This window comes from Vibrio sp. 10N.247.311.13 (assembly GCF_041467595.1).
GTDB classification, from domain to species: Bacteria; Pseudomonadota; Gammaproteobacteria; order Enterobacterales; family Vibrionaceae; genus Vibrio; species Vibrio crassostreae_C.
Map to the genome: position 1 here is coordinate 36,969 of NZ_JBFSUX010000014.1, position 25,900 is coordinate 62,868.

The 25,900-nt window shown below is 45.5% G+C and carries 21 protein-coding genes; 9 read left to right on the forward strand and 12 right to left on the reverse strand.

Annotated features, from left to right (window positions below):
• Window positions 1–103: 103 nt before the first annotated feature.
• The 4 genes from AB6E52_RS08405 to AB6E52_RS08420 form a co-directional block, all read right to left on the reverse strand.
• Complete coding sequence (locus AB6E52_RS08405) at window positions 104–1,516, reverse strand: fructose-specific PTS transporter subunit EIIC (RefSeq protein WP_102320881.1); 1,413 nt, start codon at window positions 1,514–1,516, stop codon at window positions 104–106.
• Between the two features lie 13 nt (window positions 1,517–1,529).
• A complete protein-coding gene (locus AB6E52_RS08410; RefSeq protein WP_017069783.1) occupies window positions 1,530–1,970 on the reverse strand; it encodes a PTS sugar transporter subunit IIA in 441 nt (146 codons plus the stop codon).
• A gap of 248 nt (window positions 1,971–2,218) precedes the next feature.
• Entirely contained in the window at window positions 2,219–3,436 is a 1,218-nt protein-coding gene (gene manA, locus AB6E52_RS08415; RefSeq protein ID WP_102320913.1) for a mannose-6-phosphate isomerase, class I, read from the reverse strand.
• A 110-nt stretch (window positions 3,437–3,546) separates the two neighbouring features.
• The gene (locus tag AB6E52_RS08420; RefSeq protein WP_102320882.1) at window positions 3,547–5,451 is read right to left on the reverse strand and encodes a fructose-specific PTS transporter subunit EIIC; all 1,905 of its coding nucleotides are present in this window, start codon (window positions 5,449–5,451) and stop codon (window positions 3,547–3,549) included.
• 378 nt (window positions 5,452–5,829) lie between these two features.
• Here AB6E52_RS08420 and AB6E52_RS08425 point away from each other — a divergent pair, with 378 nt between their 5' ends.
• Together AB6E52_RS08425 and AB6E52_RS08430 are read left to right on the forward strand one after the other, a co-directional pair.
• Complete coding sequence (locus AB6E52_RS08425; protein WP_060468969.1) at window positions 5,830–6,669, forward strand: helix-turn-helix transcriptional regulator; 840 nt, start codon at window positions 5,830–5,832, stop codon at window positions 6,667–6,669.
• A 606-nt stretch (window positions 6,670–7,275) separates the two neighbouring features.
• Window positions 7,276–9,054, forward strand: a complete 1,779-nt coding sequence (locus AB6E52_RS08430) for a sodium:solute symporter family transporter (protein WP_102320883.1) — start codon at window positions 7,276–7,278, stop codon at window positions 9,052–9,054.
• Between the two features lie 148 nt (window positions 9,055–9,202).
• Here the strand turns inward: AB6E52_RS08430 and AB6E52_RS08435 are convergent, their stop codons facing one another.
• Window positions 9,203–9,976 (reverse strand): PTS sugar transporter subunit IIA, encoded by a 774-nt coding sequence (locus tag AB6E52_RS08435; RefSeq protein WP_102320884.1) that lies wholly within the window; start codon window positions 9,974–9,976, stop codon window positions 9,203–9,205.
• A 7-nt stretch (window positions 9,977–9,983) separates the two neighbouring features.
• Window positions 9,984–10,286 (reverse strand): PTS fructose transporter subunit IIB, encoded by a 303-nt coding sequence (locus tag AB6E52_RS08440; protein ID WP_055319098.1) that lies wholly within the window; start codon window positions 10,284–10,286, stop codon window positions 9,984–9,986.
• 338 nt (window positions 10,287–10,624) lie between these two features.
• On the opposite strand from AB6E52_RS08440, the gene AB6E52_RS08445 reads away from it, so the two are divergent.
• Window positions 10,625–12,490: a fructose-specific PTS transporter subunit EIIC gene (locus AB6E52_RS08445; RefSeq protein ID WP_102320885.1), complete on the forward strand. Its 1,866-nt coding sequence runs from the start codon at window positions 10,625–10,627 to the stop codon at window positions 12,488–12,490.
• A 119-nt stretch (window positions 12,491–12,609) separates the two neighbouring features.
• On the opposite strand, the gene AB6E52_RS08450 is transcribed toward AB6E52_RS08445, so the two are convergent.
• Together AB6E52_RS08450 and AB6E52_RS08455 are read right to left on the reverse strand one after the other, a co-directional pair.
• Window positions 12,610–13,194, reverse strand: coding sequence for a TetR/AcrR family transcriptional regulator (locus AB6E52_RS08450; protein WP_102320886.1), 585 nt, complete (start codon window positions 13,192–13,194; stop codon window positions 12,610–12,612).
• 139 nt (window positions 13,195–13,333) lie between these two features.
• Window positions 13,334–13,507 (reverse strand): hypothetical protein, encoded by a 174-nt coding sequence (locus tag AB6E52_RS08455; RefSeq protein WP_017061661.1) that lies wholly within the window; start codon window positions 13,505–13,507, stop codon window positions 13,334–13,336.
• A 495-nt stretch (window positions 13,508–14,002) separates the two neighbouring features.
• Here AB6E52_RS08455 and AB6E52_RS08460 point away from each other — a divergent pair, with 495 nt between their 5' ends.
• On the forward strand, window positions 14,003–15,982 hold the full coding sequence (locus tag AB6E52_RS08460) for a methyl-accepting chemotaxis protein (protein ID WP_102320887.1): 1,980 nt from the start codon (window positions 14,003–14,005) through the stop codon (window positions 15,980–15,982).
• A 121-nt stretch (window positions 15,983–16,103) separates the two neighbouring features.
• Here AB6E52_RS08460 and AB6E52_RS08465 read toward each other — a convergent pair whose 3' ends face one another.
• Entirely contained in the window at window positions 16,104–17,267 is a 1,164-nt protein-coding gene (locus tag AB6E52_RS08465) for an amino acid permease (RefSeq protein WP_017061663.1), read from the reverse strand.
• Between the two features lie 490 nt (window positions 17,268–17,757).
• On the opposite strand from AB6E52_RS08465, the gene AB6E52_RS08470 reads away from it, so the two are divergent.
• From AB6E52_RS08470 to AB6E52_RS08480, 3 genes are all read left to right on the forward strand, one after another.
• The gene (locus tag AB6E52_RS08470) at window positions 17,758–18,993 is read left to right on the forward strand and encodes a MerR family transcriptional regulator (protein ID WP_102320888.1); all 1,236 of its coding nucleotides are present in this window, start codon (window positions 17,758–17,760) and stop codon (window positions 18,991–18,993) included.
• Window positions 18,994–19,563, forward strand: a complete 570-nt coding sequence (locus AB6E52_RS08475) for a GNAT family N-acetyltransferase (protein ID WP_198594327.1) — start codon at window positions 18,994–18,996, stop codon at window positions 19,561–19,563.
• A 237-nt stretch (window positions 19,564–19,800) separates the two neighbouring features.
• Window positions 19,801–20,349 (forward strand): carboxymuconolactone decarboxylase family protein, encoded by a 549-nt coding sequence (locus AB6E52_RS08480; protein WP_017069794.1) that lies wholly within the window; start codon window positions 19,801–19,803, stop codon window positions 20,347–20,349.
• A gap of 113 nt (window positions 20,350–20,462) precedes the next feature.
• Here the strand turns inward: AB6E52_RS08480 and AB6E52_RS08485 are convergent, their stop codons facing one another.
• Complete coding sequence (locus tag AB6E52_RS08485) at window positions 20,463–21,890, reverse strand: PLP-dependent aminotransferase family protein (protein ID WP_102320890.1); 1,428 nt, start codon at window positions 21,888–21,890, stop codon at window positions 20,463–20,465.
• 124 nt (window positions 21,891–22,014) lie between these two features.
• Here AB6E52_RS08485 and AB6E52_RS08490 point away from each other — a divergent pair, with 124 nt between their 5' ends.
• Window positions 22,015–22,914: a DMT family transporter gene (locus tag AB6E52_RS08490; protein ID WP_102320891.1), complete on the forward strand. Its 900-nt coding sequence runs from the start codon at window positions 22,015–22,017 to the stop codon at window positions 22,912–22,914.
• A gap of 62 nt (window positions 22,915–22,976) precedes the next feature.
• Here the strand turns inward: AB6E52_RS08490 and AB6E52_RS08495 are convergent, their stop codons facing one another.
• Window positions 22,977–23,402 carry a DUF3010 family protein gene (locus AB6E52_RS08495; RefSeq protein WP_017071370.1) on the reverse strand — a complete coding sequence of 142 codons (426 nt, stop codon included), beginning with the start codon at window positions 23,400–23,402 and terminating at the stop codon, window positions 22,977–22,979.
• Between the two features lie 259 nt (window positions 23,403–23,661).
• Here AB6E52_RS08495 and AB6E52_RS08500 point away from each other — a divergent pair, with 259 nt between their 5' ends.
• A complete protein-coding gene (locus AB6E52_RS08500) occupies window positions 23,662–25,299 on the forward strand; it encodes a methyl-accepting chemotaxis protein (RefSeq protein WP_102320892.1) in 1,638 nt (545 codons plus the stop codon).
• A 128-nt stretch (window positions 25,300–25,427) separates the two neighbouring features.
• Here AB6E52_RS08500 and AB6E52_RS08505 read toward each other — a convergent pair whose 3' ends face one another.
• A complete protein-coding gene (locus AB6E52_RS08505) occupies window positions 25,428–25,775 on the reverse strand; it encodes a DUF3316 domain-containing protein (protein WP_008216610.1) in 348 nt (115 codons plus the stop codon).
• Between the last annotated feature and the right edge of the window lie 125 nt (window positions 25,776–25,900).

A 25,900-nucleotide genomic window follows, 5' to 3' on the forward strand; every position in this document is an offset into this window, starting at 1 on the left:
ATGCTGTTGGCCTAACTATAAGAAATCCCCATTCGCTGACAAAACGAATGGGGATTTTAGTTACTAGGGGGTAGTAATTTTATCTTCTAACTTGTTTCAGGTTTTAAATAGCCACCATAGTCGCGGCTTTCTTCATTGCTTCTTTGGTTGAACACTCAATCACGTTCGCGTTAGCAAAGCGGTGAGCGTCTTTCACTTGAATATCGTGAGCCAAGATAACCAGCTTCGCGTTCGCCACATCTAGGTCGGTGATGCGGTTCTGAATACCGTTTTGACCTTGAGTTTCTACTTTGATTTTCAGACCCGCTGCCGCACCTGCTTTTTCTAGTGCTTTCGCCGCCATGAAGGTGTGTGCAACACCAGAAGGGCAACATGTTACAGCTACGATGTCGTACTCGCCTTCGCCTGCTGCAGGAGCGGCTTGAGCTTGTACTGGCGCTTCAACCATGTCTTCTTCTGTTTCTACCGCTACCGGTTTCCAGAAGCCTACGATAACGGCTGTGGTTAGCGAGCCAAGCGCAATACCGACGACGTACATTGGAATGTTGCTTGATACTGGCGCAGTGATTAGGCCGCCCCACGGTGCGTGCAGTAGAACGTCTGTCATGAAGCCGAATACACAGCCCACGATACCACCGGCAACGATTGAAGGAAGTACGCGCATTGGGTCATTTGCTGCGAACGGGATAGCACCTTCAGAGATACCGATAGAACCCATGATTGCTGCCGCTTTACCTGCTTCTTGCTCTTGTTTAGAGAACTTGTTTTTGAATAGGAAAGTCGCCAGAGCCATACCTAGAGGTGGAGTACAAATCGCGATGCCAACGCCGCCCATTAGCCAAGGTTGTGTGTCTACTTGAGTTTGAGCAAATAGGGTCGCGACTTTGTTGATAGGGCCGCCCATATCAAACGCCGTCATACCGCCAAGGATTGTGCCCAGAACCATCTTAGATGCACCAGCCATTGAAGCTAGGAACTCGTTCATTGAAGACATGAACAGTTTAATTGGCTCACCGATGCCCCACAGTACGATACCTGCAGAGATTAACGTACCTAGAAGCGGGTAGATAAAGTACGCACCTAGCGCCGTCATGTTTGCAGAAAGCGGGATCTTCTTAAGTTGGAACACCACGCCACCGGCGATAAAGCCTGCCACGATACAGCCAAGGAAACCGCCGCCCATGTCAGCCATGATGCCAGAAGAGATCATTGCAGGTGCTAGTGCTGGTTTATCTGCAATGGAGTAACCAATAAAGCCGCCAAGAATGATTGGGAAAAGAACAAGGCCTTTGATACCGATATTAGAGATGTCTGCCAGCAAGCCGTCTGCTGGTACGGCACCTTTGCCTGATGCCATTACCGCTAACGCCAACAGAACACCACCGGCTACGATGAAAGGCAGCATGTGTGAGGTTCCGAAAAGCAGGTGGCCTTTCATGGTACTAAGGAGTTTTTTAAAGTCGCTACTACTGTTTTTATTATTAGTATTCGTAGCTTGAGTTGTTAGGGTGCTCATAATTTTCTACGCCTTATGAATTAATTAAAATATTAAGGATTTGTTGTTCGTCTTTTGCGTTATGGATATCTTGAATAAATTCGTCGCTGAATTTTCCAAATAGTTCTTGTAGTACATAAATATGATGGTCAGCACCGTTATCCGGAGAGGCAATCATAAAAAATACGGTTGGATTGATGCCGTCTTCATCGCCATACTCGATACCTTGACGCTTAACACCAACAGCAATGGCAGGCTCAGTTACAGCCTTGCTTTTTGAGTGTGGGTAAGCGATGCCGTCCATTGAGGTGATGCTTTGAGATTCACGAATTTCAATGTCTGCCAAGAAGGCTTCTTTACTGCTGATTCGGTTGTTTTCAAATAACATGCTTGCCAATTCTTCAAACAGTTCTTTTTTATTATTCGCTTTAAGGTTGTTATTAATTAAGTTGACGTTAGTTAGCTGTGTGATCATTTATTAACTCATTCACTCTTGAAGTTCTTGAATTAAAATTAATGGATTAACCCGATTCGCGAAATAGCAAATAAAAGCCCTTCACTGTACATTTGTATCCAGCAAAATTAAGTGTGATTTGCATCATTCATCCAGTGTGAGATGGGTCATATTTGATGGCGTTTTTCGGTGTTGAAATAACTTTTTGTAGGAACAAAAATGCCCCGCAAAAGCAGGGCATGAACAGTGTGTACTGAGTTCTGAGGGAGTTAGCTGTAAGCGCGCGCTACGCGTCCAGCGCAATCCAGTTTGTAACTCTCAGCATAAGCCGGAACGAATACCGAATGGCCTTTCTCTATCACGCAGGTTTCACCACATTGATGAGTGAGCACCATAGACTCGTCGAGCGGCAATAGGATCTCGGCACCTTCGGTCGTGATCTGGCGTTGATGCGAATTTTGCACGATAGAGAACTTAAAATCCTCGACAGGGATTTGGTATTCCATCACATCACCTTGCTCAATCGGGCTGAGCAATAATCTATCCGCGGGCTTTTCGTTAAATCGTGTACAAGAAACCAGTTCATTCACGTCCATGTACTTAGGCGTTAACCCAGCACGCAGCACATTGTCTGAGTTCGCCATGATCTCTAAGCCTGTGCCCTTGATGTAAGCGTGAGGGGTTTCAGCATCCAGATACATGGCTTGCCCCGGTTTTAGGGTAATCACGTTCAATAGCAGCGGAGCGAACAAGCCGACATCACCTGGGTATTGAGCTTCAAGCTCTGAAATCAATTGGAACACAGGTGTATCTGAAAGCTTAGCCTTCATCAGCAGCATGGTTAACGCCATGCCTTTTTGCTCGCCTTCCAGAGACAATAAGCTCGCGAAGAAGCTGGCTAATCCATTGGGCGTTTGGTCGCCCGCGAGATCGTTAACCATCGAATGAAGCTCTGCAATGTCGAGATAATGGAAGTGTTCAAGGATCTCGTTGATCGACCTAAAGCCATTCATCGCGGTGTAGTCGGTTAATGCATACACCAGCTCCGGCTTGTGGTTGGGATCCTTGTAGTTGCGGTTGCCAGCCGTCATCGGAATGCCTTGCTGCTCTTCAAGAGCATAGCCAGATTCGGCTTGCTGCTTGTTCGGGTGAACTTGAACAGAGAGCGCTTTCTCAGCCGCTAATACTTTAAACAGATACGGAAGTTCACCAAAACGACTTGCGACTTTCTCACTTAGAAACAGGTTTAGGTTCTTGGAAATCAGGTTCGACAACGTGGTTTGCTGACCATTGTCAGTGACCATCGAACAACCATTAGGGTGAGCCCCCATCCAGATCTCCGCTTGCGGCTCACCAGACTGGTTATCAGTACCAAACAGTTGGCTGAACGAAGAAGGGCTACCCCATGCGTAGTTCTGAATCACGTTAGTCATAGGGTAGAAAAAGCGTTGCACGAACGAGTCGTTCGCTAAAGAAAAATCAGACATCGAAATCACCATGAAGGGAAACATGGCTTGAGCTCTATTCGTTCCTAAAAAACTACTAGCTACTAAAAACAGTAGGGTCGAAGGGCTCAAGCCATTGGAGTTGAAATGGCTTAAGCCGCTGCTGCTGTTAGCTTGGCTTTGCGTAGATTTTTAAGCGCGATACAAGTAACCGCAGTTACGCCCGCACCTGATGCCATGCACAGAAGCGCCAGCATTGGGTAGTTCATTGCGCCAAGTAGAGCGACCACAGGTCCACCGTGGGCAACGCTGTTGGTGATACCAAATGAGAACGCCATTACCGCAGCCGTCATTGAACCCAGTACGTTGGCAGGGATAACTGACATCGGATCTTGAGCCGCGAAAGGAATCGCACCTTCAGAGATACCCACTAAGCCCATTGCGCCTGCTGCTTTGCCTGCTTCAATTTCAGAAGATTCAAATAAGTCGAACTTACGGCCGATTCTGGTTGCGATAGCCATACCCAGTGGAGCGACAGGAATTGCACATGCCATTGCACCCATGAACTGAGTTTGACCGCTGGCAATCATGCCGACTGAGAATAGGAACGCCACCTTGTTGAACGGGCCACCCATATCAAAGCCAGCCATGCCACCCAATACGATGCCTAGTAGAACCACGTTGCCTGTGCTCATGCTAGTAAGTAGGGCAGTTAGGGCATCCATCAACCCCGCGATAGGTGCGCCGATAACAAAGATGAACAGACCCGCGATGAATAGAGAGCCAGTGATCGGAGCGATCATGATAGGCACAAGCGGTTGAACGAATTTGTGGTAGTTAAACGAGGTAATCCATTTAACGAAGTAGCCCACTAACAGACCTGCGATGATTGCGCCAATGAAGCCAGTGCCTGCGTCAGCGCCATAGAAAGAGCCGTTGTTTGCGATCCAGCCGCCAATCAAGCCAGGAGTTAGAGCAGGGCGGTCAGCAATCGCGTAAGCAATGTAGCCGGCCAAGATTGGGATCATCAGGGTGAAGGCAACCACGCCCACTTCTAGGATTTGGTTCCACATGCTGCCAGCAGGAATCGCCATGCCAGACTCACTTGGTTCGCCACCAATAGCTAAGGCTAGGGCAATCAAAAGACCGCCTGTGACCACGAATGGGATCATGTGAGATACACCATTCATCAAGTAACGGTAAAGATCTGAGCGCGCTTGTGAGGCTTTTTCGGCAACAGATTGGTTGGTCGGTGCTTGTTCTGCTTGATAGCTCGGCGCATTGAGTGCTTGTTTGATCAAACCTTGTGCGTCTTTGATTGGCGCTTTTACGTTGGTTTTGATAACGCGTTTGCCAGCAAAGCGAGCCATGTCGACCTGCTTGTCACAAGCCACGACAATCGCGTCGGCACGTTCAATTTCTTCTTGAGTTGGGCTGTTCTTAACACCAATAGAGCCGTTGGTTTCGACCTTAACATCGTAACCAAGCGCCGCTGCGCCTTTTTCTAGCGCTTCAGCTGCCAGATAAGTGTGTGCCACGCCAGCTGGGCAGCCTGTCACACCAATGATGAAGCCTTGTTTCTCAACGTTGGTTTCGGTTGCTGAAGGCTCAGGTTTGCTAAGCAGTAGTTCTAATGCTTCTTGTTCAGATTGAGCATTCATGAAGCTTTCGATAAAGCCTTCTTCAATCAGTTTTGAAGAAAGCTCTGCCAGTACTTCGATGTGGTGATCATCGCCGCCATCTGGAGACGCAATCATGAAGAACAGTTTTGATGGCTGACCGTCATCGGCGCCGTATTCGATACCCTGCTTGTGGACGCCGATAACAACCGCGGGTTTGATGACCGCAGCGCTTTTCGCGTGTGGCAGAGCAATACCTTCTTCAAATCCGGTATTACCTTGTTCTTCACGAGCTTTAATGTCGGTAAGGAACTGTGCTTTGTCTGAAATTCGACCTTGTGCGTACAGCACGTCTATCAGCTCTTTAAATACGTCTTCTTTGGAATTGGCGCTAAGCGAAAGCTTAATCAAATCTTGATTGATCAATGTCGTGATCATAATGAACCCCTACTCTTTTTTATTTTGTTAGGGGTATTCTGAAATTGATTACTTGCCTTATGTAGTGAAGAAAAAACGCATTTACTGGATGATTGTTGCGTTATAAATGGAGTGTGATTTTGATCGGTTAGTGGTGTGTTTTTCGGCCTCTATTGACATAGGTTGAGTCTGCTTGAGGCTTTTATTTGCAAGGGGTTTGGCGTGTAGAGTTATCGGGGGAACAATGTGCTATATCAGATTTTTGACTGGAGATTTATTTCCACTACTGGATTTTTGTAACCTAGATCTCAAATTGTGATTTTGCTCAATAGCGCTATGTTTCACTAAGGAGTATATCTATTCCCGTAGCCTTATTGCTGCCCATAAGAGTTCGAATAAATGATTTTTCATGACCTAATCTCGTCGGTATTAAACGAGCGAGAACCGTTTCACAACATCTGGTTTGCTGGAGATTTTCATACGCCTTCAGCATGCAGTTATCAGGTGAACTTTCCACGTTTAGAGCTGGTGCTAGACGGAGAGTATATAAATGAAATGGAGAGTCATGACCGCAAGATCACCAACGTTATCGCCAAAGCAGGGGATGCGATTTTCATCCCGCCTAACTGTTGGAATAAGCCGAATTGGGATACTGACTGTTCGGTGCTGAGCATGTTGTTTGGTCGTCGTCAGCTTGGTTTAAGCTTGGTGAGCAAGCGCAAAGGTGAAGAGAGCTTTTACGACATTCAAAAGCACAGTATTCAGACTCGCTCTGGGTTCGCGATTGATAACATTCTAGAGGCGCTCAGTTCACTCGCGAGGGAGAGTAACAAGCAGCCGATGGATGAACTGCTACTGCAAGCGCTGCTGCAATACAGTAAGACGATGCTAGATGCGCCTGTCGAGAAATCTCACAGCCGAGTTCAGGATGTGTATCAGGGCATTTGTATCTACATTCAAGAGAACTTCCACCGCCACATCACCCGTGACAGCATCGCCTCGCGTTTTAGTATTTCATCCAATCACTTGTCACGAATGTTCCGCCAGCAAGGCCATATGACGTTGGCCGAGTACATCACTCGTGTACGAGTCGACCGCGCTAAGTTCATGCTTAAGAAGTACAACTTCAAGCTCAATGAAGTGTCGGTGCGTTGCGGCTTTAAAGACGTGAACTACTTCTGCCGAGTATTTAAAAACCGTACAGGAAGAACCCCAACCGAATACCGCGGTTCTATCTGATACCGTTTAAACCTGATACCGTTTCAATCAAATACCGTTTCAAACTATCTTCTCGAACTGGTCTTATATGACCGTATTTTGTATGACTTGATTACCGCAATTGGCCCTGCGTTGTGGTAATCAATTTGATTTTTGCTTTCCTCTAAGTTTCCTCTTTTCAACGGCTTTCTCTTATCTATTACTAAACCGACTCCTACGTTTTGTGTATTTTCCGCGATTCTCTAGATAATGCAGATTAATAACAATAAGGGGTGATTTTGCGAGCTATTTATTGTTTTTCGCGCTCTATTTATTGAATCAAATACCTAAGAATTCAGATATTAATTGGATGCATTAAATGAATTGTAAGTAAATTCAAATCCATTTATCGAGACGACAAAAGTTAATTATTCTTGACGGAGTTACTGATTGAAATGTTTGTAAGGTATTGATTTTTAATGCTTAGTTTATAGTGTTCTATTCTTTATTTATTGACGTTTCATTCATGCCTAAAAATCAAATATTCAAGTTTATACGGTCTATCACAACCTTGACTTATAATACTACAAATTAAAATTTCTACGGATAATATGCTCTTCAGATATTAATAATAAAGAAGACTTATACATGGAACTCAATACTCTGATCGTAGGAATTTATTTCCTTTTCCTTATAGCAATAGGTTGGATGTTTAGAACGTTCACCAGTACAACCAGTGATTATTTCCGCGGGGGCGGTAACATGCTTTGGTGGATGGTTGGCGCGACTGCGTTTATGACACAGTTCAGTGCTTGGACCTTCACTGGCGCGGCGGGTAAAGCGTATGCCGATGGTATGGCTGTCGCGGTTATCTTCTTAGCGAACGCATTTGGTTACCTGATGAACTACCTGTACTTCGCTCCGAAATTCCGTCAACTACGTGTGGTAACACCAATTGACGCGATTCGTATGCGTTTTGGTAGCTTCAACGAGCAAGTGTTTACTTGGTCTGGCATGCCAAACAGTATTGTTTCTGCGGGTATCTGGCTGAACGGTTTGGCGATCATTGCATCGGGCATCTTTGGCTTCGATATGACGACAACCATCGTTCTGACGGGTCTTGTTGTACTTGTTATGTCGGTGACAGGCGGCTCATGGGCGGTTATCGCGTCTGACTTCATGCAGATGGTTATCATCATGGCGGTAACGGTAACGTGTGCTGCGGTGGCTATCGTGCAAGGTGGTGGCGTTACGGAAATCGTTAAAGACTTCCCTGTAGCTGAAGGCGCTTCATTCGTTTCTGGTAACAATCTGAACTACGTAAGCATCTTCGGAATCTGGGCATTCTTTATCTTCTTCAAACAGTTCAGTATCACCAACAACATGTTGAACTCTTACCGTTACCTAGCGGCAAAAGACTCAAAGAACGCGAAAAAAGCGGCTCTGTTGGCGTGTATCCTGATGACTATCGGTCCAATTATTTGGTTCATGCCACCTTGGTTTGTTGCAGGACAAGGCGTTGACCTTGCTGCACATTACCCAGATGCAGGTTCTAAAGCAGGCGACTTTGCTTACCTATACTTCGTAGAGCAATACATGCCAGCAGGTATGGTGGGTCTTCTGATCGCAGCAATGTTCGCAGCAACCATGTCTTCAATGGACTCGGGCTTAAACCGTAACTCAGGTATTTTTGTAATCAACTTCTACCAACCGATTCTTCGTCCAAACGCGACAGAGAAAGAGCTGATGATTGTGTCTAAGTTGATGTCTACCTTCTTCGGTCTTGCCATCATCCTTATTGCGCTGTTCATTAACTCGCTAAAAGGTTTGAGCCTATTCGACACCATGATGTACGTGGGTGCGTTAATTGGCTTCCCAATGACCATTCCAGCATTCTGTGGCTTCTTCCTTAAGAAGACTCCGGACTGGGCTGGTTGGGGTACGCTAGTGGTTGGTGCGATTGTTTCTTACATCGTTGGCTTCGTGATTACAGCTGAAATGCTGCAGAACTTGTTCAACCTAGAGCCGCTAACGAGCCGCGAATGGTCTGATTTGAAAGTAGCAGTAGGTCTGATTGCACACCTAGTGTTTACGGGCGGCTTCTTTGTTCTTTCGACATTGTTCTACAAACCACTAGAAGCGTCTCGTCAGAAAGATGTGGATACCTTCTTCAACAACCTTGCGACGCCATTGGTTTCTGAATCAACAGCGCAGAAGAAACTGGATAACAAACAACGTCACATGCTGGGCTCACTGATTGCAGTGTCTGGTGTGGCAGTGATGGCGATGTTTGCTCTACCAAATCCATTCTGGGGAAGAATGATGTTCGTACTGTGTGGCGGTATCGTGTTCATCGTCGGTCTGATGCTGGTGAAAGCCGTGGACGACTCGGTGGAAGATGCGAAACAAGAGAACAAAACGGCTTAGGTAACTAAGCCCACTAGATGAGCCATTTAAAATAGAACGGCTGAGCGTGATTGCTCAGCCGTTTTTTATTGTGTGAACCGTGGAGTTATAACCAGTGGAGTGAGTCACTTAGTTGATTAAGAAATAGAGTTTAGAAGGGAGAGATGCACTAAATCAGACGAGAAGAGATGTACATGAGTAAAGCTTGTAGATCGACACTGCTTCGAGTCTTTTGTAAACGCTCATTGACCTGATCGTGAAGCAGGTTTCTGGTTAGGTTGGTAGCCGCCACAATGTGCTCTCGCTGTGGCTTAGTTGGCAGTACCAAAGCGATGGCAACGTGTACTTCACCAATACGTGAGGCCCAATCAATTGGGTCGTCACTGACGATGACCGCAATCGAGAGATCTTGGGTCGATTCAAACATCACATGTGGCAAGGCAATGCCTGGGGATACACATGTAGACGAGCGTTCTTCTCGTTTAATAAACGCCAGAATCAGTTCATCCGGATCTTCTGGATACACCAGATGAGCGAGCCCTTTTAAACATTCAAACTTGGTCAGTTGGGTTTGTGCTTTGGCATGATGCCACTTGATGTCACAAGGTGGACATATCTGCGGTATGCGCTGGATTAAGTCGTTCGAGAACTCATGGTTCACTTGCGAACCAACCATATCGTAATGCTCGGCAATGACATCTTTAAGAACGAAACAGGCCAGCTCGGCATCAATACCTACCGCGGTAATCTGACACAAATCGCCACGAAGTAAACCCACTTGCAACATCGCGACAGACTTGGAGAGATCGGCCGTTCGGTTTTGAGTGATGTTGATAATACGGATGGTACTTTTGAATTTCTTTGCCAAGCGGCTAAGTGGCTGCGCGACGTGTGAGTTCGCGGCAGGATCGTCAACGAAGAAGGTGATCTGATATTCGTTCATGAAAGGTCTAGGTTCGACAATGCTTAATAAAGACTTTATCGACACTCAACAATACCTCTTCCATGGGAATGAATAAGGTTTTCGCTGGGTCGAAGCGGTTTGGCTGTTCAATGTCGATATCAGAGACGATCAATACCTTGTCTGCGAGAGTAATATCTTGTGCAGTCAGTAAGTTTTCAATACCCATAGCGCCTTGTGTTTCAACCTTGATTGAAACGTTGAATTTAGGGGCAGTTTTATTTAAAGCATCAGCTGCCATATAGGTGTGCGCAATGCCTGTAGGGCACGCAGTTACCGCTACAATTCTCATTATTATTCTCGGCTTAATCTCGTCCCTGTTACGTTACATAAGCTACCTTTCACAAGCTATTTTGTAAGAGCTATCTTGCGTGGGAAATCCAGTATGGAAAGCTCGCATAGAGGAGGGACGATATGTTTATGGGTTCTGTGGATTTTATGGATTGCCGTTTTTTATTCTAAGGTGAAAGTCACACTCTGAGTTCTTGGTTACAATAATCCAGTTAATGCACCTTTCGTCCTATATATTGAGTGCCTTCACACCGTTAATCTTTTCATCTTATTAACCTTATTCCTAGGTTAACACGCCCTATTAACTTCAGTCTGAATGCAGGCGAGGCACAGCAACATATGGATATCACCAATATTATCGAGCCCGAGATTATCTGTTTGGAACTACAAGCAGACTCTAAACAGGCGGTATTTGAAGAGCTTGTCGAGTTACTCGATCGTGCGGGCAAGCTCTCCAATAAAAGTGAATTCCTTGATGATATCTGGAAGCGTGAGGCCATTGGTAATACGGGTTTTGATGACGGTATTGCGATTCCACATGCGAAAAGTACGGCGGTTGCTAAACCTGCAGTCGCGGTAGGCATCAGCCGTACGGGCATTGATTATGGTGCTGATGGCGGAGAACTCTCTGATGTGTTCTTCATGCTCGCTTCACCAGACAACAACGACGACCATCATATCGAGGTATTGGCTCAGATCTCGACCAAATTGATCGAAGATGGCTTTGTTACAAAATTAAAGGCAGCCGAGTCAGTTGAAGAGGCTCAAAAGCTGTTTCTTGAAACCAATTCGGACTCCTTCGATAGCTATACCTCTAGCCATCATGAAGTATATGTCGAGCCGCTCAGCCCTTGGGCTCAATCTCTTAATCGACTCAAAGAACACCTGTTGTATGGCACTTCGCACATGATCCCATTCGTGGTCGCGGGCGGTGTGTTGTTGTCTTTATCGGTGATGATGTCGGGTCACGGCGCAGTACCAGAGAGTGGCGTGCTGGCAGATATCGCGCAGATGGGCATCGCAGGCTTAACGCTGTTTACCGCCGTATTAGGCGGTTACATCGCCTACTCAATGGCCGATAAACCGGGTTTAGCGCCCGGTATGATTGGTTCTTGGGTTGCGGTGAATCAATACAATACAGGCTTTCTAGGGGCGATTGTGGTCGGCTTCTTTGCGGGCTTTGTGGTGAATCTACTTAAGAAGATCAAACTGCCAGACAGCATGATCTCGTTGAGTTCTATCTTCATCTATCCACTAGTTGGCACCTTCGTTACTTGTGGTGCGGTGATGTGGGTGATTGGCTCTCCGATAGCTCAAGTGATGCTTGAGATGAACCAAATGCTCACGGGCATGGCGGGTTCAGGAAAAATGGTACTTGGCAGTATTTTAGGCGCGATGACCGCCTTTGATATGGGCGGCCCGATCAACAAGGTCGCAACGCTGTTTGCTCAAACGCAGGTGAATACTCAGCCATGGTTGATGGGCGGCGTTGGGATAGCAATTTGTACACCGCCCTTGGGTATGGCATTGGCAACTTTCATATCGCCGAAGAAATTCAAACGCGACGAACGCGAAGCGGGCAAAGCCGCAGGGATCATGGGAATGATCGGCATCAGTGAAGGTGCGATTCCATTTGCTGCTGCCGACCCTGCACGAGTTCTACCTGCAGTTGTGGCTGGTGGTATTGTCGGGAACGTAGTTGGCTTTATGTTCCATGTGGTAAACCATGCACCATGGGGTGGCTGGATTGTTTTGCCTGTGGTTGATGGCAAGATTGGCTACATCATTGGCACATTGGCGGGAGCGCTCACCACGGCTTTGATCGTGATACTGCTGAAAAAGAATGTGGTTGAAGGTGAAGCGAGTGCCAACCAGTTTGCTGGTGGTTCGGTGACAGAAGAAGGGCAAGCGGATGTACTCGCAATCACTTCTTGTCCGTCAGGGGTTGCCCATACGTTCCTAGCTGCTAAGTCTCTGGAAAAAGCGGCGCATCATCTTGGGGTTCGGATTAAAGTCGAAACACAAGGTGCTAACGGGATTGGTAATCGCATCACACCAAAAGACATCGAAAGGGCGAGGCTGGTGATCTTCGCTCACGATGTGGCTATTAAAGAAGTCGAGCGCTTTGCGAACGTCAAAACCTTAGACGTCAGCACCAAAGAGGCGATGCTCAATGCGCAGGCGCTGATCATGCGAAAGGTGTAACCCTTAAACACTAAAGTTAATCATCTATAAAGTTGACTAGATCAAAACTAAAAAGACTCCGCTCTAGCTTATGGCTAACAGTGGAGTCTTTATGTATGGCTTCTAAATAAGCTCAGCTTTTAGAAAGGGTGGTACTTAAATACGTCTTCAACCATTGAGTTAAGTAAATCGATGTCGTCACAGGTTTTCGCGTAGGTACGTAGGCCTGCGATTTGAACCTGAACATGTCGAGCAAGTTGCGTCGGCTCGCGCTCTTTACTGATCTCACCCAGTTCTTGCGCTTCTGTAATCAACTTGGCGAACTCACCTTCCATTATCTTGAGTGACTTCTTCGCTTCTGCTAACAATTCTGCGTGTTCATCAGTCAGTTCTGCGACCGTTTTAGCCAACATACACATGCCGTTTGGTGCGCTCTGTTTCGATTCGACAACCGCACGTTTTACGAAGTTTTCCAACGCTTTGATAGGCGATTCGGTTTCACTGCGGAAGCGGTTCAGATTCAGGATGCCAAGTTCGGTATAGCGAGCAAGCGTCTCTTTAAACAGACCTTCTTTGCTGCCGAACGTCGCGTAGATGCTGCCCGGACGCATATCAATCACGTCTTGCAGGTTGCGCATAGAAGTCGCATGAAAGCCCTTTTCCCAATACAGGTTCGTTGCTTTATCTACTACGTCTTGTCTATCGAACTTAGCGGTCTTAGCCATAACATCTACTTCATTAATCTGAACATATGTTCAATATTTTATGCTGAACGCCCGTTCTAGTAAAGGTGTGTTTAGCTGCTTTGCGCAGGCTTAGAACATCAAAGAGTTAATAAAACATCCAGATCATCAGGAAATAATCTTAATCATCAATAACTTCTACGGTCTTGTGCTGAGCGCCGTAGTAGGTGCCTTCATCGATGGTGTACATCAATGTTGCTTCGCACTCTGGACAATCGAATTCCTCATTGGGTTCAATAGCCGCTTCTTCTACCCATTCCCAACCGATATGTTCTTCGCAAGCGGGACAATCCATAAAATATCTCTCAGTTATTGTCGCATATTTATTGCGAATCTCTACTTTAATAATTCGGCATTATACATATTTAGTTAACGAGGAATAGACAGTTAATCAGCGCAGAATAGGGAGTTGATTAGTTGTGAATCAATCGCTGGCGAGCGTTGAATCTATAGTTAGTTCTGAATATATCGTTTTCTCTGAGCACATAATTGGTGCAGGCCTACCCCTTTTGGGTAGTTAAAGTGTGTCAGATTTCAGTCGCTTACGTCAATAAAATGTTGTCGCATGTGTTTTGGGTATCGTTAGGTCGCTTAGCTAACAGTTTTATCGGTAAATCAATGAATTTTGTAAGGTTAAATGTTACCTTCATCGCATCGCGATCTGTGTAGCACGGTAATTGATGCACATTGATCAAGTTGAATAATTATACAGTCACAATTGAGGCGCATCTTATTAAGGGTGTGCGAGTTAGATGACTGAAAAGATTTGTTAGCTGCTAGGGAAATGATAATGAAATTAACCGATATGTCTTTTAAGCAAAAAATCATCGCTTTGCTTATTTTACCGATCTTGGGATTTCTATGGCTTAGCGTTTCTGCGATTTCAAAAGGCGTAGAAACCACCAGTGAATTGTCTTCATTAAACCAACTTACCCGTTTGTCGGTTGTATACAGTGAATTAGTGCACGAGTTACAGAAAGAGCGTGGAATGACTGCCGGTTTTATCGGCTCACAGGGTACTCAGTTTGTCAGTGAACTACGTTCACAAAGAGCAAGTGCGGATACTCGACGTGACCAGAGAAGCGAATATTGGCAGTCGGCTGATATCGATTTACCGCAAATCACAAAGTTGAATACAGAAATCAGCCGAAGCCTCAATCAGATCACTTCTATTCGTAATCGAGTCGACTCTCAATCTATCCCACTTTCTGAGGCTCTAGGTTACTACACTCAACTTAACGCAAAGTTATTGAGCGTATCTGCATTGATTGCAGAGTTGAGTTCGGATGCCACCATTACTACAGAAACCATCGCTTACTACAACTTCTTGCAAGGTAAAGAGCGAGCGGGTATCGAGCGTGCTGTCCTAAATAATACCTTCTCTAAAAATGAATTTGGCCCAGGCATGTTGGTTAAATTCATCTCTTTGGTGACTGAGCAAAATACCTATTTCTCTAACTTCGAAGTGTTGGGTAACCCAGAGAACGTTCGTTTCTTTGAACAGCAATTGAATGATCGTTCGGTGGCAGAAGTAGAAAAGCTTCGTGGTTTGGCTGAATCTAAGATGAGCGGCTTTGATGTTGATCCTGTTTACTGGTTCTCGCAATCTACCGCTCGTATTGTTCAGCTAAAGAAAACAGAAAACCACCTAGCAGAGTCACTTATCGCACTGACAGAGAAAAAAATGTCAGAGGCGCAGTCTGCGATGATGATGAGTATTGGTCTGTTTGCTTTGATAACCTTGTTCGCGACCTTCGTGAGCTATAAGGCGATCAGCGACCTGACGATGAGAGTAAAAGATCTTACAGTGATGTTGTCTAAGGTTCGTAATGACAACGACTTAACAGTTCGCGCTAAGTTCGTTGGCAACAGTGAGCTTGGACAGATCTCTTCGGCACTGAACGAAACGCTAGAGAAGTTTTCAAATGTCATCGACAACCTGTCTCAGTCGAGTCTGACCTTAGCTTCAGCCGCTGAAGAAACCTCACAAACCTGTCACTACAATTCGAACACGCTAGTGCAACAACAAGACCAAATTGGCTTGGTTGCAACGGCGACAGAAGAGCTATCGGCAACGGTGAACGAAGTCGCGGCGAAAACACAGCAGACAGCAAGCTCCGCTAAAATGGTCGATGAGCAGTCGCAAGAAGGTTTGAGCACAGTCCAAGGCTCTTACCACTCGATCGAGAAACTGGCATCTGAGATTAATGACCTCGCTGAAAAGATCACGCATCTACACGAGAGCAGCAACAACATTAACAGTGTGATTGATGTGATTAAGTCGGTAGCAGAACAAACCAACTTACTTGCGTTGAACGCGGCAATTGAAGCGGCTCGTGCGGGTGAGCAAGGCCGTGGTTTCGCCGTCGTCGCCGATGAAGTTCGCACGCTAGCACAGCGTACTCAACAGTCGACAGCTGAAATCGAAGGTTTCATCAGCTCGCTACAGTCTGATGTGCAAACCGCGTTTAATGTGATTGATAACAGCCAGAAGATGTCGTCTAAAGCGGTTGAGGATTCAAAAGAGGTGGAGCACACCTTACAAGGAATCTCAGCATCGGTAAGCGAGATCTTTAGCATGACTGAGCAGATCGCAACCGCAACCGAAGAGCAAGCGGTAGTGACTCAAGACATTGCTCAGAACGTCATGGCAGTAGAGCAGAAGTCGACAGAATCTACGACAGGTGCAACGCAAATAGCTGCAACAGCCAAAGAACAAGCTCAGCTAGCAGCTTCATTGAAAGATATTGCGAGTACGTTTAAGAGCTAACTAGCACGCACTCCAATAAGAAGTAAAAAGCCCGTTAGTCTCTACTTTTAATAGCAGGACTAACGGGCTATTTGTATCTGCTGTCTTCTAAATGGCAACAGATAGTCCATTCAATGGGGATCTACCCCATAAACCAAGACACGAAAATCAACGCACCAAAACCAAATGTCGCCATTAATGCCGTGTCGCCACCGGCTGCTGTGTAGCTGCCTTCGGTTTGTAGGTGAGGGAAGTCAGGTCTGCGAACCTTAACTACCATTGCGAGTGGGCCCCAGATAGCTAGGAACACCAGCACCATACCTGCATAGTCCAGCATGCTTACAAACTGGCTAGCGAACAGCTCAGCTAATACCAAAGGTAAGATGAAGGTTAGCGCATAAGCCAACGCTTTGTTGTTGGTCACCGCATCTTTGTTTTGGTCGTAAAGCGCCATCGACACGCCGAGGAAAGAAGTCACCAAGGCCAGAGCAGAGAACAGAGCGATCACCACTTTCAACCAAGCAGATTGGCCGCTGAACGCAGAGATCAACTCAGAGATATTGTGGAACTGGCTGATCGCGTCTGTGCCGAGGTTGCCGATAATCGCGAATAACCAAGTCAGGTAGCAAATTAATGGAATCACTGAGCCAAGCAGAATCATATTGCGGATCTGCTTTTGAGTCGCTTCACGGTTGTAGATCACCAGTGATGGGATCACCACCATAGAGGCAAAGCTGGTAAAGATAACCGCGCTGTATTGCACCACATCATTGGCTGTGTATTGGCTGGTTTGAGTTAGGTAATCAAGGCGAATGTTGCTAAATAATGACGCGATAACGATAAACAGCATCACGACCATCAAGATGAATAGCCCGCGATTCAGTTTGTCGATATAAGACTTGCCCGAGACGACGATAGCACCCATCAATAGGCTGAAAATGGTATACGCAACGGATGCTGATACATCGACACCAACGTCGAGCAGTAGCTTATGAATGATGTCACCGACACCCAAGATATAAGCGATCAACATGCATACTAGCAACAGGTAAAAGAGTGCATTGATAAAGTGTTTACCTTTGCTGCCCAGAGTGAGGTAAGCAACACTGCTCATGCCACTGTTGTCTTTAGTTTTAGTGCATGCTTCTGCCAGGAGGAGTGCAGAGTATGTGGTGCCGATAAAGATAAGTAGCATCAGCACTGAGCTGATCATGAAGCCAAATTGGGCCAACACCATGGGAATAGCGAGCATGCCAGCCCCTAATGCAGTTCCTGACAGAATCAAAGAACTGCCGAATAATTTCATATTCAAGAAAAACAACCTCAAGCGATCCAATTAAATTTTGTTTGGATTGTAAATAATTGTTTCCAAGACTAACAAAATACTCAGTAAAGTTAGGGGTTAATTTCTAATAAATTTTGAATTTTTCTAAAAAATTTAAGCAGGAATTTCTGGTGTATATGTGTGGTTGATTTAAGTATTCACTCGGTGAGTTTATTTATCGTTTAGTTAACGTTCGTCCATTATTGAATGATTTAGAAATTGGCAAAATTCAGTTAAAAAGAAGTATGTTTATGAGCTAATTGTTTTCAATTCATCAAGTTTAATACTTCTCCTTTCCTGAATCCCGTTCAGGCAATGTCGATGACTAACCGTTCTATGGGTAAAAGACACGCTCAGATCGCTTTATCAATTTGAAGGTAAATAGGTAAAGAACGAGAAAAGTGTCGAAAATTCTGTTGACCTGACTACAACTTCATAGTTTATCTTTACTACTGAAATGAGGGAGAAGTGGATGTATCGCATATCTGAATTAGCGGAGCTCGTTGGCCTGAGCCGTTCAACGCTTTTGTACTATGGAAAGTTGGGTTTGATAGAAGCTCAACGCACCAATAATGGTTATCGAAGTTATTCCGAACGCGACTTGCAGCGTATGAAATTGTTGCAGCAGTTACAAGCGGGTGGACTGACGTTGAAAGAGTGTCAGGCGTGTTTGGATGCCAAGGTTGACCGCTCCTTGTTACAAAACCGACTCGAACAATTGGACGAAGAGATCGCTCAGAAACAGCGTTCGAGAGATCTTTTATCGGCCTTGTTAGGCGAGAGTGGTTTGCAAGATTGGCATGAATCGATGGACAAGGTGGCGCCTGATGCGCATCTCGATTGGCTCATTAAGCAAGGCTTTGATGAGAAGCAAGCACTGCGACTGAAATGGCTTTCAAAAGACATGAACGATCATGACCAGTACATGGCGGATTTTGAGGTGATCTTTGAGGGTTTACAGCGTTTAGGGCCAGGAACCGCAGAAGATACTCTAGAGGCGCTGGCACAAGTTCCAGTTTCTCCCAAACATGTGCTTGAGATCGGTTGTGGTAAAGGCATTGCCATCTCTGTGTTAGCGAAAGCCATAGTAGAACATCAAGCGGATGTGCACATAACGGCGGTAGATAATGATCAACCGAGCTTAGATATTCTGACTCAGCAAGCACAGGCTCTTGGCTTAAAAAGCAACGTCAAAACCGTGTGTGCGAGCATGATGGATCTGCCGTTTGAAGCTAAGTCGTTTGACCTAATTTGGTCGGAAGGCAGCGCTTACATCATGGGTGTTGAAAAGGCGCTAAAGCAGTGGCGAAATTTACTCAGTGATGACGGCATATTGGTCGTTAATGATTTGGTGTGGAATACCGAACAACCTAACGAATCGAGCAAAGCGTTCTGGCAGAAAGAGTACCCAGACATGACGACGGTTTCCGAGCGTATTAAACAGGCAAAAGCAGCGGGTTATGAAGTTTTGGATCACTTTGCAATGAGTGACGCTGGTTGGCTTGCGTATTACCAGCCCTTTCAAAAGCGAATAGAAGCGCTTAAAGCAACGATGCCGAACTCAAAAGCGCTCGTCGATTGCGACAATGAAGTTAAACAATTTTTCGATAGCAGCACATCAAAGAACGGTTTGGGTCAACAGCCTTCTAAAGTTTCTGATCAACGTGATTTTGATTATCAGTTCTTTGTGCTCAAGAAATTAAAGTAAGTGAGTAACACCATGAAATTTAGACAATATGATTCAAGTGAGATCGAAACGATCACTCAGCTTTTTACTCAGACCTTTACCGATTCAGAAGGTGAGAACGAAGGTAAAACAGTAGGTAAGCTTGCCAACGATCTTTTAACGACCACAGCTCCGACAGAGCTATTTTGCTTTGTTGTTGAAGATGATTCTAGTGAGTCGGACGCGGTTAGTACGATTGTAGGCTCGATTATCTTTACGTCGCTTTCATTTGACGATGAAACCAAGGCATATTTGCTTTCGCCAGTCGCGGTGAGCACTCAGGTGCAAAAGCGTGGTATTGGTCAGCGCCTGATTAACTCCGGTTTGCAGCTCCTAAAAGAGCAGGGTATTGAGCTTGCAGTGACGTACGGTGATCCTAACTACTATTCAAAAGTGGGCTTTGAGCAAATTACCGTTGAGCAAGTCCCTGCGCCCTTTGAATTGAGTTTCTCTCACGGTTGGTTGGCTCAATCGTTGACTGGTGGTGAAATTAAAGTAACAAGTGGCAAGTCGAGCTGTGTTAAAGGCTTGGCCCACGCAGAATATTGGTAGCCGCTTGCAAAAAAATTGAGAAAAAGAGAAAGCCCATCAGGTGTTTGCCTGTTGGGCTTTCTTGTTATGAACGAAGACATTCTTCTGGCTTCAATGTATAAATTGAACAACTGTTCAAAATAACACTTGAACGATCGTTCTTGTTTGATCTATATTGTTTTTACACCAACGGAGAACATTCATTAATTGCTCCGTGATTGAATAACTTTAGAACCGAAAATTGATAGGGATAGAGCAATGAGCAACTTCAAAATTCACTCAGTAGAATCCGCGCCAGAGCAAAGCCAACCTATTCTTGAGGGCGCTAAAAAGCAGATGGGCAGAGTGCCGGGCTTGTTTGGTGTGTTGGCTGAATCTCCAAACACACTTAAGGCTTACACTCAGCTTCATCAGGCGTTTAGTGACTCATCTTTCGATGCTGAAGAGCTAACGGTTGTTTGGCAAACCATCAACGTTGAACACGAATGCCACTACTGCGTTCCAGCGCACACAGGCATTGCACATTCAATGAAGGTCGATCCTGCAATCACCGAAGCACTGCGTAATCGCACAGATTTACCCACTGAAAAGCTGCAAGCCCTGCATGATTTTACGCTGAGCATGGTACGTAACCGCGGCAATGTGCCTGAAAGTGAAATGGCAGCATTTTTCGAAGCGGGCTACGGTCAGCAACAAGTGCTAGAAGTGATTCTTGGCCTGTCTCAGAAAGTGATCAGTAATTACGTAAACCACGTTGCTAAAACGCCAGTCGACAAAGTTTTTGAACAGTTCGCTTGGCAAGGGTAATCGCTTTTAATTAACCATCGTATTTAAGCAACTCAAGATATGATAATGATGAAAGCCCCACTCAGTTGGAGGGGCTTTGTTGTTTGGCCTGAATGGAGAATTAGAAAGGTAATCTAACGTACGTGCCTAGCGATTATCTTCGCTAGTGTTACAACCCCTTCTTTCCACTCTTTGCTCTCTTCAATATTGGCGACAGTGAAGCGCAGGCAATGTTTATATTGGTCGTTGGTGCCAAATACTGTTCCGGGTAAGATCCCCAATTTATGCTTCAAACAATCTTGATAGACCGCGTAGCTATCGACCGATTCAGGCAGTGTTATCCAGTTTAAAAAAGAGCCTTCCGGTTTTGATAGGTGGTATTGCCCGACAAGGTGTGGGTAGCTATCTAGTGCTTGTATTAACAGGCTTTGGAATTGCTTTTGATTGGTTTGGTAGAGCCGCTTCATCTTAGACAAATGACTGCGATATTTGCCGGTAGTGAGAAATTGACCCACAGCGGATTGCATCAGATTTGAGCTGCCCATGTTGTCGCATAAAAGGTACTTTTCGACCAAAGGTTGGTAGCGCCCAGACAGTAACCAACCGATTCGCAAGCGTGAGTCTAATGTTTTAGACAGTGAGTTGACGTAGATGACTCTATCTTGATCATCAAGCTCTTTGAGGCTCGCGATTGGTGTGTCGAATGCCAAGCTACCGAACACATCGTCTTCGATAATTGGTAAAGATCCGGTGATCTCCAGTAATGCTTTTCGATTCGCCAATGGCATTCTTGAGCCGGTTGGGTTAGTAAAGTTTGGCGTTAGCAGTAAGGTTTTCACTTCCCATTTGTCCAACGCACTCTGTAGGGATGGGATATCAATACCGTGGCTAACGCTGCTTGGGATTTCAAGGGCTTGCAAGCCAAGTGATTCAAGTAAAAGTAGATTACCGAAATAACAGGGCGACTCGACCGCCACGATGTCGCCGGGCTTGGTGAGCGCACGCAGAGCCAGGCTGATCGCCTGTTGAGCACCATGAGTAATCGCAATCTCTTTCGATCCCGCAGGCACACCAAGATCATGGGTGATCTTTAACAATTGCTTTACTAACTGCTCATCTCCAGGAGGCAGTTGGTAATAACCGGGAAGCTGAGTTTGCAAACGGCTATGCCGACCGATTTCGGCGTACAAGCTACGAATCGCAGGGTTATTGATGTTCGGGTGTGCTGAGCCTGCCAGCAACTTCAGACGACCTTTTGGACGAGAGAGTACAGACTTGGTGACCGACAACAGGTCAACTTTTTGAGGTTGGCTTGATGCATCCCAGCTGGTGGTGTTCGGTGCTTTCACGCGATAGCCAGATTTAGGTACTGAATAAACCCAGCCTGTGGCTTCCAGTTCTTGATAGGCGCGAATTACGGTATTTTTGCTTACGCCAAGCTGTTCGCTTAACTGGCGGATCGAGGGAAGGCGATCGTCTGGATGAAAGAGCCCCTTATCGATCTGAGCCTTAATATGTTGTTCGGTAGCAAGGTATTTATTGCCGCTGAGTTCTGCTTCCACGTGTTTCTCCCTCGTTGCACACTCTCAATCTGTAACCATATAAAGTGTTATATCTGTATCTTTATTAGTTATCTGTACCCAACTAAGGTAACAGCATTGATGAATAGTTGACCAGAGGTTTGTAATGCTGATTAAAATGATTCCGTTTGTGTTTGTAATATTGTGGTCGTCAGGTTTTGTCGGCGCACGTCTTGGTGTGGAATACGCGGAACCCGCAACATTACTTTCATTGAGGATGGTGGCCAACGTGGCGCTGTTCTTGGTTTTGATTGCAATCCTTAAGCGTCGTATTCCTCGTGGTCGAGCATTCTTCCACGCAAGTGTGGTTGGCATCTTGATTCATGGTTTCTACCTTGGTGGCACCTATCTGGCGATTGATATGGGTATGCCCGCCGGGTTGAGCTCTCTACTTGTTGGCTTACAACCGATTCTGACCGCCTTGATTATGATCAGCTGTACTTCGCAGCGTTTTAATTTTGCACAGTGGTTGGGATTAGCGCTTGGTTTTGCGGGTATTAGTTTGGTGTTGATGGGTAATATTGAATGGCAGTCAGACGACCAAAAAGGCTTGGCAACATTATTGTGTTTGGTTTCTTTGGTGGGTATTACCTGCGGCACTCTGTATCAGAAGCGCTTCTGTCAGGGGACAGATATGGTCGGCGGTGCGATGGTGCAATACTTGGCTTCTGCGGCGTTGTTTCTGCCGTTCGCAATGCGCTATGAAACCATGCAAGTAAACTGGACTGTAGAATTCACGCTAACTCTAATCTGGCTGGTGGTTGTTCTGTCTTGTGTTGCCATATTATTGTTGCTTTACATGGTAGAACACGGTGCATCTTCAAGTGTGGCCTCAGTGTTTTACTTAGTTCCACCGACGACAGCAATTCAAGCGTGGCTTATCTTCGGCGAGTCGTTCGACATCTATGGCGCAATGGGTTTTGCGTTGTCAGCCACTGCGGTTTATCTGGTGGTGAAGAAGCCCGAATTGATTAAGTTCCGAAGACAAGCAGCTTTAAACCGTTAAAAATAAAAAGAGCCTGAATATTCAGGCTCTTTCTCTATCAATAACTTTCTAGCGACTATCGATTAGCGCTTCATCAAGCAAGCGTAAGCCGTTGTAAACGGTGCTTCTTGGTATTGCTTAAGGCCAGTTTCTTTGAACTTCATCATAAGAGGGTTGCGCTTAAGGCTCTCCTTGATGTCAGCAGGTGATACAACGGTTACGTCTAGGCCGTCGATCAACTGAATTGCTGCTTCTAGTTTGAAGCCGAAGCCACCGCCAGCAAATTTGCCTTTAGTCTGACGTTGGCGAATTACAACTTTTTCTACTTGGTAATCTTCCATTAACTTTGCAAAAGAGAATTGAAAGTCTTTCATATTCTGTGTGTCGTTTGCGTCGCTAATCGCAACCTTAGAAACTCGGCAATCAGGAATGTTAAATACGCCGTCTGACAGAGAAAGAAGACAGATGACTGCATCGTTACCTTTGATTTCAACACCACAAATTTTCATGTTCTTACCTACTTATTTTAGAGCCCTACATTATGGTGTTATTTCTAACACTTCTCCAGTATTTGCGCGTATCAGCAGCAAATAAGTCTAAATCAGAGAGTATTTTAGTCGCCGAAAGTTAACCTTTGATTGAAAAAGCATCACACGAATTTACGGTATCGTTTGCTATGAGATGAAGCTCACAAAAGCTTAGCGGGATTTTATATGTGTGCTGTATATTGCGCGCGCATCCCTATTTGAAGTGTGGTTATTAATCCCAATGAATATCAATAATCTTTCGATTAAGAGTAAAATCGCGATCCCGCTGTTGGTGATTGTGATTGTTTTTTCTACCGTTACCGTGCTCAACGTTATCAGATCAAATGCTCAAGCTGCGATTAATAACGAGCTCAACAATGTCGTTCAACCTGTTCTAGATAACCTAGAAGATGGCTACCGCGATATCTACCAAATCATCGCTTCAGCGCAAGGCTTGTTACTTGCGAAAGATCAGGCGGCGATTGACTATCAAAAGTTCGAATTCAAAGACAACGCTTATAAAGCGGTTCCACGCTTTGAAAGTGTTGAGACTTTGTATCGAGCTGGTGTGTTAGATCCTTCTTCACGTGGTGAACTGTCTAAACTGGTTAATGCGATGAGTAAGTGGGTCGCGCTACACGAACCTATGTTTGCTGACCCTGCGAATGCACATCAATACAACATTGATTACTCGCCAGCGTTAGATGCTGAGTTTGCGATTATCCGTAAACAACTGCGTGATATCCGTACCCTGATTGAGTTGAAGCAGAAAGAGCTGCGTCAGCAAGCGGACGACTCAATTGAATCAAGCAAGTTGATCATTGAGGTTGGAATGGCAGTCGCTGTTTTTGCCGCATTGTTTGCGATGTGGTTATCGAACCGTTTCATTGTTCAACCAATCCAGAACGTCGAGAAAGCAATGAATGAGATCGCATCAGGTGATGGTGACTTATCTCAGCGCATGAAGGTGGAAGGGAACGACGAGATTGCTCGTTTAAGCTCTGCTTTCAATAAGTTTGTGGGCAAAATCCACGTTACGGTTGAGCAAGTAATTTTCACGTCAAACGCTGTTCGAGCTGAGATGGAAAATATTAAGTCACTCACTCAAAGCGTTGCTGAATTCTCTTCAAACCAACAGCGAGAGAGTGAAGTCGTTGCGGCTGCAGTTCATGAAATGCAGGCGACTAGCGAAGTGGTGAGTGGTAATGCCCTAGACGCGGCTACCGCAAGTAACGTTGCGAATCACGAAGTGGAGTCGGCAGACACTACGCTTGGTCTAACCGTGACATCAATTGAACGTCTAGCTCAAGATATTGAGAACGCGGGTGGTGTGGTTCAGGAATTGGATACTGATGTGAAAAACATCGCCTCTATTCTTGGCGTGATCAAAGGTATTGCTGAACAAACTAATTTGTTGGCCTTAAATGCAGCGATCGAAGCGGCACGTGCTGGCGAACAAGGTCGTGGTTTTGCTGTAGTCGCGGACGAAGTACGTGCATTGGCAAGTAAAACTCAAGACAGCACTGGTGAAATCGAGGCTATGATTGAGCGTTTAGAGGTCGGGGCTAAGCATGCTGTTGGCGTGATGAGCGAGAGCAAAATCAGCGGCGAGAAAACCATTATTCAAGCCGGGACTGCAGCGTCTTCTTTGAGTGAGATTCGTAATTCAATCGGTAAGATGAATGACATGAACACGCAGATTGCGACGGCAGCTTCTCAGCAGTCTCAAGTGTCTGAAGAAGTGAACAAAAATGTTCAACGTATCGCAGAAAGTACGATGCAAATGGTTGAGATGGCGAGCAGCGCTGAAAATGCGTGTATGGCTTTGGCCGAGCAATGTGAGGCGCTTGATAGCCTAGTTTCTCAGTTCGAGGTGTAATACTTAGAGCTGAGATGAACGTGGTTTGTTCTCGTTAGCCGCAAAGAAACAGCAGAAAGCCCGAACTCCATGAGTTCGGGCTTTCTTTTTAGATACATGATCCGTTGTTGACCGTGAGCTGCTAGTGATTAGCTGCTACGACCGTCTTGGTATGTGTAACGATAATCAACTTTTACGTTTGCTTGGTAGTGAACATCGCCGTTCATGTTGGTGATTTTCTTCACCTCCATATTCGCGTCATCAATTTTGAACGAATCGTATTTTGTTGTTTGCTGGAACTGTGGCAGTTCTCTTGAAAGCTCAAAAGGTGTCTTTGTGCTTAGCTCATCCATAAGGTTCGTGCCTGCATCGTATGCTTCCGCTTCAGTAACAAAGGTATCAGACTTTAGCGTTGTTTCTTGGATCGTCGTTTTAGTGGCTGCGAACGCTGTGGTGCTGAGTACAAGAGTTGATGCAAGTATGATTAATTTTTTCATAAGAGTACCTGACTTTGTTGTGTAACCAATGATTCAAGTTTTCAACCTACCAACAGTAGATAAGAATAATGTTAGGACAAAAACGAACTTATGTAAGAAGTTAGTCCCATAGTTATTGTTCGTTG